Consider the following 12,087-nt stretch of genomic DNA (forward strand, 5'->3'; position numbering starts at 1 on the left):
ACATTACTGCCATATAGTTAAACAACTATTAACAAAAATATCATGATTACAAAAAAAGAAGCACTTATTTGAGTGCTTCTTACTTATATCCCTAACAAATTTATCCGACAAGTCATATCACTGACCGTTTTTACTTGTCGGAATCACGGTATGAAATTGTCCCTTCTCATCAAAAAACACATCGTTCGAAATGGATTCGAGATATCGATATTGTTCTGATCTTCCAACTTTAGATAAAGGCGTAATTTGATTGTTTACGAGAGTATGAGGATGAAATGACATGGTTACTGTATCATTTTCTAGTTTTAGCTCCAAAACTCCTGTATCAGCCGTGCGTCCTGAAACATAATCAGGGAAAAGAAAGTTTCCTAACGAATAAGCAATGGGTTTGCCTTTATATGTCTCAAATCCTTGTAAAACATGTGGATGAGAACCGATGATGGCATCAGCCCCATGATCAATCAATGATTTGGCAATTTTCTTTTGGTCTTGATTTGGCTTATTTACTTTTTCATCTCCCCAATGGTAATACACAAGAACATAATCGGCTTTTTCTTTTACCTTTTCTACGATAGTTGCAGCACGGTCAACCTGGTATCCACTTGCTATGCCAGGTTTGTTCTTTCCTGCATACCAACTCACTGAAGGAAGAACCTCAGAAAATGCTAGAAAGGCAACTTTATTACCTTTTATATTTACGATCCGTTCAGCGTATGCTTCCTCTGAATTCCGTCCAGCACCAATCTTCTCCATAGAGGCATCCTCAAGAGCATCTAATGTGTCCAGAAGTCCCTTTTCTCCGTAATCTAACGTATGATTGTTTGCTAGACTCACCATATCTACTCCAGAGGTTTTTAACCCATCCAAAAGGACAGGGGAGGCTTTAAAGTTATACTTTTTTGGAAAAGCGCTAGTCGCATTGGTGATAGGAGTTTCTAGATTAATAACAGTGTAATCACTCTTTTGAAAATACGGTTTTACAAATTCAAAAGGATGATCCGCACCATTTTCCTTCATGCTGTGAACTAAAGAGTATTCCATTAAAACATCTCCACCGAATGTAATCGTAATAGGAGATGTGTCATACTGCCCTAACGCAACACATGGATTAATACCGAATATAGACATTGGTGCAGTAAGCCAGTCTATAGAACTACAAGTCTCTTGCAAAGATGTCGATTCCTTTTCCAATGATTCATAGAGTTGTTCCGTCCAGGATAATGGGGCGCTTTGTTTGGCCAAAACCTGATGGTGACTTGGTGACAATCCTAAGATGAGAAGTAAAAGGACGATTACATAATGTCGACTCTTGATCATCGACGTATCTCCTCCTAAAAAAACATGCTACCATTATTTATAGCCAATAATTAGAAAAATATTCCTATAAGGCTATCGATTTCCATTATAATAAAAAAAGATCTTTGAGCACATCAGTACATTGGCTCAAAGATCGCTATAGCACGTTTATCATAGCCTCCATCATTAGGATGAAAGTCCCCAGTACAGGTGATTACAGTAACGCGTGGGTTTCCTTGTTGAAGCTGCATCACATCTTTAGGTACTTTATCTTTATGATAGACTTTTACATCTGCTAATCGATAAGGTTTTTGTTTTCCATCTTGAAAGGTGAGCGTTAATTGTTGATTGGTTTCCCAAGATTCGAGTCCATGTAATATACCTAACTCTCCATTCCAATCTCGGTGACTAGATAACAATAGATTTTGCACCTTGTGTCCTTTTGTATTATACCAAGAGAGCGTTTTAGGATCTTCTACAGTTCCCATTCTTCCTTTTTTATCAAGACCTACACTCTTAATATTTACGGTGGTATTGGTTTTATGGAATGTGGCTGATACTGGTATAGTGTCTGGGGATATTATCGTTTTCTTTTCCTTGGTTTTAGAGCTATTATTCTTATTTGTAGCAGCTGATAAAGATAATGTAGTAGAAGTAGAACCTTTAAAAGAGTAGGAGACATCTTGACTTGTTTTTGATGCTGGACTGTTATGAAGTGTAGTGCTTGACATGAATGCGAAAAATATAACGAACAAAACAGCTATTCTTGTGAGGTTACGTAGAGAGAACATGTAATCACCTCTTACAATCTTATGTATAGGAACCCATGCCTTTTTGAGGGCATGGGTTCTATTAAGTCATTCTTATTGTTGTTGCTTTCTCCAAGCAAATACTGAAGTTCCAGCAATAGCCATAAGGCCAAGTGCAATCCAACTCCAAGCCATTGAGCTCTGGCTAGAACCGTCACCTGTAGATGGTACGCCAGGTGTTGTTAGAGAGTCAGAATTCGAGTCACTAGACATGTCGCTTGAAGCTGATGTCCAGTTCTCGTTAGAATCTTCGTTGTTCCAATCATTGTTACTACCTGTATTCGTCATTTCAGTATCATTAGAAGAGTTATTGTTACTAGCAACTGTAAGTGTCATTTCATCTTCATAGTTATCAGAAGAAGCTGTTACCGTTACAGTACCTTCACTTTTCGGTGTAATGTTACCTTCAGAGTCTACTGTTGCTACTGATTCATCACTTACTTCGAAATCAATGTTCTGTAGATCTTCAAGATCATTACCATTTTCGTCCTTACCGTTAACTTTAAGTTTCATGTTTCCATTCATATCAACATCTGCTTCTGGAGTATCAAATGAAATGTCGCTTAACTCAGAGCCATCGATGTTAACATCTAGTGTATCTGTTTTACCTTCTGCATTTGCAGTAATTGTGACCGTACCTTCAGCTTTCGGAAGAAGGTATCCATCTTCTGTTACTTCAGCAATGTCTTCATTACTTACATCGAACCAAACGTCAGCCATGGTACCGATTTTGTTCCCATCTTCATCAAGGCCTTTTACCCAAAGGTTAAGCTTTTCATTAATGTTCATATCTGCTTTTGAAGACTCTAGAGAGATGTCAGTTACTTCATCTAGGTCAGCTTCTACGTCATCTTGATCAAGGTTTGTATTTGTATTACCTGTAATATCAACAGTGAAGCTGTCTTGCTTATCATCAAGCATCGCCCACACTTTTACAGTACCTGTTGTTTTTGCAACCAGTTGACCGTTCCCATCAATTGTTGCAACTGATTTATCACTTACTTTGAACTCTACGTTTTTAAGGTTTGCAAGAGCATTACCTTCAGAGTCGATTCCATTCACTTCAAGATTAAGTTTTTCATTTACACCAATAGAAGACTTAGGTGCATCTAGGTTGATACCATCAATGTCATTACCATCAATCATGATATCCATCGTATCTGTCATCCCGTTTGCAGTAGCTGTTACGGTAACTTTACCTTCTTCTTTTGGGTGTAAGTGTCCATTCGCATCAATTGTTGCTTTAGACTCATCATCTACAGAGAACGTTACGTTGCTCATGTCTTCCCATTTGTTTCCATCAACGTCGAAACCATCAACATCTAATGGAAGAGTTTCTAGTAGATTAACATTAGCTTTTGGAGCATCAATTTTTACTGAATCTAGGTCGTCCATATCCATTTCGGAATCAGCATCTGAATGGATCATAAGGTCTAGCTTTGTTTTACGGCCTTCATCTGTTTTTAACCAAACCGTAAGATTACCTGAATTCTCTGCAGTAAGCATACCATCATCAGTGATGTTTGCTTTAGAGTTATCACTTAGTTCAAATGAAACGTTTTCATTTTCCATTAAACCGTCCCAAGAAAGTTGTAGTTCTTCACCTACATTAAGTTTTCTTTCATCTGCAGTTAGGTTAAGAGAGCTATCAACATCTCCGTCTAATTCTGTATCTTCACTATCATTGTCATCTTCTTTATTAGCCATAACGTTGAATGTAAAGTTCTCTGAAACGTCTCCAGCTGATACGGTAACGGTTACTGTTCCTGCTGCCTTAGGTATAAGTTCTCCGTTGCTGTTAACTGTCGCTACTGATTCGTTATTAACGCTATATTGGATATCACTCATGTCTTCTATGATATTCCCGTTAGCGTCCCAGCCTTTAACGTTAATTTGCATGTTCTCGCCAACCATAACATCCGATTTTGAAGAGCTTAGTTCAAGTTTATTTACTGTGCTGGCGTTAGCCTCAGTTTCTGTACTACCATCATCACTATCGACAGAACCCTCAGTCTCTAAGTCTGCATCAACATCTGTGTCGCCATCTCCTTCAGCCGCTAGTAAAGAACTAGGTAAAAAGGTAAATGAAAGTAACATAATCACGACTAACGATATAAAACTTTTTTGCATAAGTTTTACTCACTCCAATTTCTGAATTTTAGCTGATCAGCGCTACACGTTACATTCCACCTTAAGAATCTTTTAAACATAAAAATAGTATAACAAACCTATTATTTTTTTCTGAATAATTGTAAAATAATAGATAACTGTATCGGATTTATATCTTTATTGTCGATCGATAGAACCATAACAGGGGGGCTTTAAGATGGATAGTCATCAAATTGAGAAGGATCTAAAAGTGAAACAAAATGGTGTTCTACTAAAAGTTTTAATTTTTTCTATTTTGTTAGGTGTAGGGGCTGAGTATATCGTTTCGGCGCCTTGGTTAAACATGATTGCTATAGGTGGAGGAGGGACGTTGAGTGTTTTAATCATTGCCATTTTCCACTACTTGCAAAAATTTCACCGAGTTATTCCGTATATTGCAATTGGTTCCATAGCATCAATCGGTTTTGTGATCATCATGACGTCAACTTATGTAACGAACATGCTTTTCACGTTTTATGTTTTAGCTGTGGCAACCGTTTCGTTATCGGTTTCCGTTTTAACAACAGGTGGAATATTAGGAGCTTTACTTCTTACATATTTTGCGATTGAAAAAGGGGATATGTTCAACTTTGACTCGAGAGCTATGGCCATTTCGTTCGTGTTTTATGCTCTAGTATTTGTTGTTTTATTTATACAGGTTCGACTATCGAAACGGCTCTTATTAGATGTTCAATCCTCTTTGACTAAGAGTGATGAATTGCTGCAAAAGCAACAAAAACAAACAAATTTAATTCAGCAAACCGCACAGAAAGTCTATGAACATATGACAGTGATTAATCAAAATAGTTCTGAACATACTCGAACGATGAATGAAATGAACGCTTCCTTTAGAGAAATTTCTTATGCAGCCAATTCCCAGGCAGCATCCGTTACAGACATTACGGGTGCGACAGATCATGCAAACAACATGCTAGAAGATATGATCGAGTCTTTTGAGAATCTAACAAAAGCAGGACAAAAAGTGCATCGAGATGCTAAAGAAGGGCATGAATCCATTCATGATCTTGAGGATACGATGACAGGTTTTAAACAATCTTTTAAGACAATGAGTAATCATATGGAGAGTTTGTCTAAAAAGATTGGGGAATCAACCGGGTTTACAAATCAAATCCAAGACATTGCTGAGCAAACCAATTTGCTAGCTTTAAATGCTAGTATTGAAGCAGCAAGAGCAGGTGAGTCTGGAAAAGGGTTCGCTGTTGTAGCGGAAGAGGTACGTAAATTAGCAGAGATCTCGAATCATACAGCACAACAAATCAATGAAAATCTTAAAGGTATAGAAGTAGATGCTCATGATACGCAAAAACAAATGGGGTCAAATGAAGTTAAGCTCGAAGAAAGTTTAGCCATTTCTCAAGAGGCATCTAAAGCCTTTAGTGAAATTACACAGGAGATTGCTCACTTTATTGAGCACTTGAAAAAATTTGGAGAGCAGGCTAAGGAGATCAAAGAGTCTTCAGAAGGTATTGACCAATCTGTAAATGATCTCGCATCGGTAATTGAACAAACGACAGCAACGATGCAACAGTTACAAGTAACCGTAGAAGAACAAACAAATAAACAACAAAGCCTAATGGATTCCATTCATGAAACACAAGCAGCAGTTGGTGAACTAGAAAAACAGCATTAAGATTAAGAGATAGCCTTCTCATCTATTGATGAGAAGGTTTTTTAATTTTAGTTAAGTAAGGTAAAGAAAGTTGTAGCTTATAGTTGTCTAGCTTCAGCGCCCGGCAACGAAGGGAGTTCCCTCGCCTCCGTTCAATAAGTCAACATCAAATTGTTTCACAATTTGTGTTTCCTTTATCTCACTACGGGCTCAGTCCACTCCCTTCGTTGCTAAACGGGCACTTGCGCTTTTCTTAATTTAAGTAAGAAAGTCTTTTGTTTATTGTAAAAAAATCGTGTTATATTGAAGATAATGTTATATAAAGAGAGGATTACAACATGATACGTACAAAGATGTTTGTTCTGACGATTGGATCTGTTCTAGTTCTAGCTGGATGTGGAAACCAAAGCCAAGAGGAACTTAGCGGAAACGAATCGCCAGAAAAAAATTCAGAACTCCATCAAAAGGACCAACCTGACGAAGGACAATTTGATTCGGAAAAGGAAGAAAAACAAGATCCGAATCAAAATGATCAGAACAATGGGGAAGGAACAGAGCCTGAAGAGAAGAAAGAAAATCAAAAGAATCCTTCGAAGGAAAATGATGTTGTTCCAGAACCAACGAGTCTGCAGGTTGTCGTTAATAAACAAAGACAGCTACCCGCTGGCTATACCCCACCTAACCTAGTGGTGCCAGATGTTCCGTTTTACTTTGATCAATTCATGCAGAAAAAGCAAATGCGTCAAGAAGCAGCAACTGCGCTAGAAAATCTATTTCAGGCAGCGAGCGAGCAAGGGTTAGATCTTGTAGCTGCATCAGGGTACCGTTCTTACGCGCGACAAAAGTCAATCTATCAAAGTAACGTTGATACTTATGGAAGAGAAGAGGCTAATAAATTCTCTGCACAGCCTGGACACAGTGAACACCAAACGGGTTTAGCAATGGACGTCACTGTAGCTGAGCTTTCCTTCAAGCTTGTTCAAGAATTCGGCAAAACGCCTGAAGGAGACTGGTTAGCGGAAAATGCATACAAATATGGTTTTGTCATTCGCTATCCAGAAGGAAAAGAATCTATTACAGGCTATAGCTATGAACCTTGGCATCTCCGTTTTGTAGGGAAAGAAGACGCAAAAGAAATTCATGAAGCAAGTGAGACATTAGAAGAGTTTTATGGTCACATGCCAGGTAATGAAAATCCAACAGATTAGATCTGTTGGATTATTTTTATTGCACCAACTAATCGCATCACTCTTTAATAGCAAATTCCAACTCGTGTGCCAATGAAATGGTCCTCCTTAAAACAATCCCATGCAAAGCGAGCTGTATCACCAGTCGAAATCTTCCTCCCATCTACTGGTAAAAGATTCTTTTCCCAACGAATACCACCTAGTTCTTTCCCTTCAGGAAGGTAGGTAGGGCAGACAACGGTCCACTTCAAAGAGCTTTCCGCTAAGGTTTGATAAGCTTTAAAGTGTTCTTCAGCTGCAAATGTGGTCTTTCGTTTCGATTCTGATGATTGGAAACGATATTTTCCTTCTTCATAACGACTGTCTAAAATGCCAGCGGTTCCTATAGAGACGATGCGTTCAATCCCAAGCTTTTGCATACTATTTACAATTAAAGGCATGCTCTCTGAAAGGACTGTGTTTTTATCTGTACTTAAAGCTGAGATAACCCCGTCACACCCATGAAGAGCCTCTAACACATCTGTTTCGTAAATAGAGCTTCCTATAACGATTTCTGCAAAAGGAATGAATTCTTCAGCTTTATTTTTATCACGAACAAGGGCTTTTACTTCATTTCCCTCTTCATGTATATGTTTGGCTACCTTTTGACCAACTCGTCCAGTAGCACCGAAAATAGCAATTTTCATAATTTGAATGACCTCCTAATTCTTTAAATCACTGTAAAAATTCTGAAAATTATTGTGTATTACATGTAAATGTCTGCTATTCTGAAAGTACATGGATCGTACAGAAAGCGGGGGAGAATGATGAAGAACAAAAAACTAATTAGAAGCTGGGCTTTTTATGATTGGGCGAATTCAGCTTTTGCTACTACTATTATGGCTGCTGTTATGCCAATTTTTTATGTGAACTATGCTGGAGCCAATCTTGAAAACTCCACAGCTACAAGTTATTTAGGTTACTCACATTCAATTGCAGCGCTTGTTGTTGCGATATTAGCGCCCATACTTGGAGCTATTAGTGATTATTCAGCATCGAAAAAACAGTTTTTACGATTTTTTGCTTATATGGGGATGATTGCAAGTGTATTACTAGCTTTTGTTGGGGAAGGACAATATATATTTGCATCGATCCTTCTAATCATTGGAACAATCGGTTTTTCAAGTGCCAACGTCTTTTATGATGCTTTTCTACCTGAGGTTGCGAAAGATGATAATATTGATCGTGTTTCCACCACAGGGTTTGCATTTGGTTATATTGGAGGAGGCGTTTTATTAGCGATTAACCTTCTCATGATCATGAAATTTTCATGGTTTGGCTTCCCCTCCACTACATTCGCAACCAAAGTATCGCTAGCATCTGTGGGTATCTGGTGGTTCTTATTCTCGATCCCTCTGTTTAAAAATATTAAAGAAGCCAAGAAAGAGAAGCAAACGCGAAGCACTTCTTATGCTCGAATTGGGTTTTCTAGAGTAGGTACAACGCTGAAATCACTAAGTCATTATAAGCAGTTGCTCCTTTTCTTACTTGCATTTTGGTTATTTAATGATGGAATTTCCACGATTATTAAAATGGCGACTGCTTATGGTACAGAAGTTGGAATTGGACAAAATGATTTAATCGCAGCTCTGCTCATAACACAATTTGTAGGCATTCCATTTGCTTTTCTGTTTGGCTGGCTTGCTAAGAAAATCTCAGCGAAGCGTGCCTTACTAATAGCGTTATGTATTTATGTAGGGATTGTCATTTTGGGCTACTTCATGCAAACGGCCCTTCATTTTTACGCATTAGCCATTTGTGTTGGCTTTGTGCAAGGTGGAGCGCAAGCACTTAGCCGTTCAATATTCGGACGCATGGTTCCTGAAAATCGTCATGCTGAATTTTATGGTTTTTACGGCATTTCATCAAAATTTTCGGCTATTCTAGGTCCGGCTGTTTTTGGAATTGTAGGTGGACTGACAGGTTCAAGTAAGTTCGGTATTTTTTCACTTCTTATTTTCTTTATCCTTGGTATTATCATATTGCTAAAAGTGGATGTAGAAAAAGGGGAGAGAGAAGCAAAACAAGGGTCCATCGATCAAGATGCACCCCATGTCTTTACTCAATAAACGTTATACGATTGGCTCTGCGTATTGATTGACGGCACATTGTTCAAGCGGCTTACCAGTATCATATGAAATGTTTTGTAGCAGATATTCTAACTCATGTTTTGATTGAGACGTTGGCTTTTCCCAATAAGTGAATACCGCCTGCAAAATTTGATAGCCTTCATCTTTTGCTTCTTCGTATAAGTCGAGGAAGCTTTTGGTGGAGGCTTCATTTGTGGCTGAGTGACGCCATTCACCATGCTGATCATTGAGATAGTCTTTTTGGTCATGGAGTGGTTGATGGGAAAATGGAGAAACTAGTGATCCAAGTAACTTATTTTTCCAACCATAAGGGTCAAAAAGGATTCTTAAGGCAAGCTTCATATCACGGTATGCTTCTTGTATATATGTGCTTGGGACAGATTGGTGTGTTTGTGGAAAATACTTTTGGATGTTTTCATCTAACACATGCACCGTATCTTTATCCAAGTTTTTTCCTATGTCAATTTGTTGGTTCACAGGGTTTTTCCATGTTTTTATGTTTCGAAAACGCTCCATCATAACGGTATCAATGTTTACTTCAAGTACCTGATGATTGTTTTTTTCATAGCCAGCGAGGTAGTGGATGTAAGGGTGTGTATTTCTGTCTAATACATGGTGAGTTACAAATCCTGTAACGTAGGCTCTTGTGTGGACCGATTTCTGTCGAGCTGACTCAATTAGATCAAGCAGAAAAGGACCGCAATGGTTATGGTGTAAAACTTGTCCGACTTCATTTACGGAGTGCTTTGATTTCCATGGCCAGAAGTTATGATAGAAAAAAGGATCTGGACCTTGAGCACCAAGATTTAAGTACTTTTTCACACCTGAAAACTCCTGGGGTGTTTCCAATGAATCGATGAGTTCTTCACAAAATAAAATATGTGTCCAAATATTAGGCATTCTTCAAGCATCCCCCTTGGCAATAATGTTATCATATAATTATTATAAGCGATTACATAGTTGGAGTAGAAGGGGTTACGGATCTTTTCTGCCGCTATGAATCATGATCATAATGTATAAACTAGGAGGCATTACTATGGATTATCGTATTGAAAAAGACACATTAGGCGAAATTAAAGTACCAGCAGATAAGTACTGGGGTGCGCAAACGCAGCGTAGTGTTCAAAACTTCCCAATCGGAAATGAAAAAATGCCAAGAGAAGTGATTCAAGGCTTTGCCGTTTTAAAAAAATGTGCAGCAAAAGCCAATAACGAATTAGGCTTATTAGAAAAGGAAAAAGCAGATGCTATTGCTCATGCAGCTGATCGCATCCGTAATGGCGAGCTAGATGAGCACTTCCCACTTGTTGTATGGCAAACAGGTAGCGGTACGCAGTCTAACATGAACGTAAACGAAGTGATTGCTTACGTAGGAAGTGAGTGGTTGAAAGAGCAAGGTTCTGAAACCCGCCTTCATCCAAATGATGATGTAAACAAATCACAAAGCTCTAACGATACATATCCAACAGCTATGCACATTGCATCTGTTTTAAAAGTGGAGAAAGAAGTACTTCCATCACTTGATCGTTTGAAGAGTACATTGAAAGAAAAAATGGATGCTTATAATGAAATTGTAAAAATCGGTCGTACACACCTTCAAGATGCTACCCCTCTTACATTAGGGCAAGAAATTAGTGGCTGGCACCGTATGCTTGAAAAAACAAACGATATGTTAAAAGACAGTTTAAGCTACGTTCGTGAATTAGCAATCGGTGGTACAGCTGTTGGGACAGGCTTGAATGCTCACCAAGATTTCTCTGAGCAGGTTGTTGAAGCGATTTGTGATGAAACAGAGAATGCATTTATTTCAGCTCCAAATAAATTCCATGCACTAACAAGTCATGATGAGCTTGTTCATACACACGGTGCACTCAAAGCACTTGCTGGCGACTTAATGAAGATTGCCAATGATGTTCGCTGGTTAGCTAGTGGTCCACGTTGTGGAATTGGCGAGATTACAATTCCTGCAAATGAACCAGGAAGCTCTATTATGCCAGGTAAGGTAAACCCAACTCAGGCTGAGGCAATTACAATGGTATCTACTCAGGTAATGGGGAACGATGCGACAATTGGCTTCGCAGCAAGTCAGGGTAACTTTGAATTAAACGTGTATAAGCCAGTTATTGCTTATAACTTCTTACAATCTTGTCAGCTACTTTCTGACAGCATGGACTCATTCAATGACCGTTGTGTGAAAGGTCTTGAGCCAAATCATGATAAAATTAATCAATACTTGAAGGATTCTCTTATGTTAGTAACGGCTCTAAATCCTCACATTGGATATGAAAATGCTGCTAAGATTGCGAAGAATGCATTTGAAAAAGATTTAACACTTAAGGAATCTGCCATTGAAACAGGTATTTTAACGGAAGAGCAGTTTGAAGAATATATTGATCCTAAAGCGATGACAAAGCCAAACGCTAAATAATTAGCCTAATCCACAAATTCAAAAGCTATATAGAACAAATATGAAGCCCTCAAGCATATGCTTGAGGGCTTTTTAGCCATGATATTTAATTATTGTTTTCCACCGAATTGCTGTTCAGCAGCTTGTACAAGACGTTTTGTAATTTCGCCACCTACAGAACCGTTTTGACGAGATGTAGAATCTGGACCAAGTTGTACGCCAAACTCTTGAGCAATCTCAGTTTTCATTTGGTCAAGTGCTTGTTGTACACCAGGTACTACAAGCTGGTTAGAGTTATTTTGAGCCATTAGATTTCACCTCTTTACCATATGTTTTTTTGGTGGGCTTCCCCTGATGTGTACCAGTCGAGCCCGCGTTGTAAAGTGTGTTTCTCTGTTGTGTACTCATATTGTGTGAGGAAATCGTAAATGTATGATAGGTAATTTTGACCAACGACAATTCAGCTTTAAATGAACTTATT

The 12,087-nt window shown here is 38.4% G+C and carries 10 protein-coding genes; 4 read left to right on the forward strand and 6 right to left on the reverse strand.

The window, feature by feature from the left end:
- Positions 1-117 precede the first annotated feature (117 nt).
- The 3 genes from GS400_RS04350 to GS400_RS04360 all read right to left on the reverse strand — a co-directional run bounded on the left by GS400_RS04350 (position 118) and on the right by GS400_RS04360 (position 4,235).
- Positions 118-1,317: a CapA family protein gene (locus GS400_RS04350; RefSeq protein WP_160099349.1), complete on the reverse strand. Its 1,200-nt coding sequence runs from the start codon at positions 1,315-1,317 to the stop codon at positions 118-120.
- Between the two features lie 113 nt (positions 1,318-1,430).
- Entirely contained in the window at positions 1,431-2,087 is a 657-nt protein-coding gene (locus GS400_RS04355; protein ID WP_160099351.1) for a class F sortase, read from the reverse strand.
- A 72-nt stretch (positions 2,088-2,159) separates the two neighbouring features.
- Complete coding sequence (locus GS400_RS04360) at positions 2,160-4,235, reverse strand: Ig-like domain-containing protein (protein ID WP_160099353.1); 2,076 nt, start codon at positions 4,233-4,235, stop codon at positions 2,160-2,162.
- A gap of 196 nt (positions 4,236-4,431) precedes the next feature.
- On the opposite strand from GS400_RS04360, the gene GS400_RS04365 reads away from it, so the two are divergent.
- Together GS400_RS04365 and GS400_RS04370 are read left to right on the forward strand one after the other, a co-directional pair.
- Positions 4,432-5,904, forward strand: coding sequence for a methyl-accepting chemotaxis protein (locus tag GS400_RS04365; protein ID WP_160099355.1), 1,473 nt, complete (start codon positions 4,432-4,434; stop codon positions 5,902-5,904).
- Between the two features lie 317 nt (positions 5,905-6,221).
- Complete coding sequence (locus GS400_RS04370) at positions 6,222-7,091, forward strand: M15 family metallopeptidase (protein ID WP_160099357.1); 870 nt, start codon at positions 6,222-6,224, stop codon at positions 7,089-7,091.
- A 44-nt stretch (positions 7,092-7,135) separates the two neighbouring features.
- On the opposite strand, the gene GS400_RS04375 is transcribed toward GS400_RS04370, so the two are convergent.
- Positions 7,136-7,756: an NAD(P)-dependent oxidoreductase gene (locus GS400_RS04375; protein ID WP_160099359.1), complete on the reverse strand. Its 621-nt coding sequence runs from the start codon at positions 7,754-7,756 to the stop codon at positions 7,136-7,138.
- Positions 7,757-7,873: 117 nt separating this feature from the next.
- Between GS400_RS04375 and GS400_RS04380 the strand changes: the two genes are divergently transcribed.
- On the forward strand, positions 7,874-9,178 hold the full coding sequence (locus GS400_RS04380; protein WP_160099361.1) for an MFS transporter: 1,305 nt from the start codon (positions 7,874-7,876) through the stop codon (positions 9,176-9,178).
- 3 nt (positions 9,179-9,181) lie between these two features.
- On the opposite strand, the gene GS400_RS04385 is transcribed toward GS400_RS04380, so the two are convergent.
- A complete protein-coding gene (locus tag GS400_RS04385) occupies positions 9,182-10,099 on the reverse strand; it encodes a zinc dependent phospholipase C family protein (protein WP_160099363.1) in 918 nt (305 codons plus the stop codon).
- A 136-nt stretch (positions 10,100-10,235) separates the two neighbouring features.
- On the opposite strand from GS400_RS04385, the gene fumC reads away from it, so the two are divergent.
- Positions 10,236-11,627, forward strand: coding sequence for a class II fumarate hydratase (gene fumC, locus GS400_RS04390; RefSeq protein ID WP_160099365.1), 1,392 nt, complete (start codon positions 10,236-10,238; stop codon positions 11,625-11,627).
- Positions 11,628-11,716: 89 nt separating this feature from the next.
- Here the strand turns inward: fumC and GS400_RS04395 are convergent, their stop codons facing one another.
- A complete protein-coding gene (locus GS400_RS04395) occupies positions 11,717-11,914 on the reverse strand; it encodes an alpha/beta-type small acid-soluble spore protein (protein WP_160099367.1) in 198 nt (65 codons plus the stop codon).
- Between the last annotated feature and the right edge of the window lie 173 nt (positions 11,915-12,087).

It is taken from the genome of Pontibacillus sp. HMF3514 (assembly GCF_009858175.1).
Taxonomy (GTDB): Bacteria; Bacillota; Bacilli; order Bacillales; family BH030062; genus Pontibacillus.

Bases quoted from the DNA above. Each gene is read 5' to 3' on its own strand.
- GS400_RS04365 (WP_160099355.1), top strand. From the start codon at position 4,432: ATGGATAGTCATCAAATTGAGAAGGATCTAAAAGTGAAACAAAATGGT.
- GS400_RS04380 (WP_160099361.1), top strand. From the start codon at position 7,874: ATGATGAAGAACAAAAAACTAATTAGAAGCTGGGCTTTTTATGATTGG.
- fumC (WP_160099365.1), top strand. From the start codon at position 10,236: ATGGATTATCGTATTGAAAAAGACACATTAGGCGAAATTAAAGTACCA.
- GS400_RS04385 (WP_160099363.1), bottom strand. From the start codon at position 10,099: ATGCCTAATATTTGGACACATATTTTATTTTGTGAAGAACTCATCGAT.
- GS400_RS04375 (WP_160099359.1), bottom strand. From the start codon at position 7,756: ATGAAAATTGCTATTTTCGGTGCTACTGGACGAGTTGGTCAAAAGGTA.
- GS400_RS04360 (WP_160099353.1), bottom strand. From the start codon at position 4,235: ATGCAAAAAAGTTTTATATCGTTAGTCGTGATTATGTTACTTTCATTT.
- GS400_RS04350 (WP_160099349.1), bottom strand. From the start codon at position 1,317: ATGATCAAGAGTCGACATTATGTAATCGTCCTTTTACTTCTCATCTTA.
- GS400_RS04355 (WP_160099351.1), bottom strand. From the start codon at position 2,087: ATGTTCTCTCTACGTAACCTCACAAGAATAGCTGTTTTGTTCGTTATA.
- GS400_RS04395 (WP_160099367.1), bottom strand. From the start codon at position 11,914: ATGGCTCAAAATAACTCTAACCAGCTTGTAGTACCTGGTGTACAACAA.
- GS400_RS04370 (WP_160099357.1), top strand. From the start codon at position 6,222: ATGATACGTACAAAGATGTTTGTTCTGACGATTGGATCTGTTCTAGTT.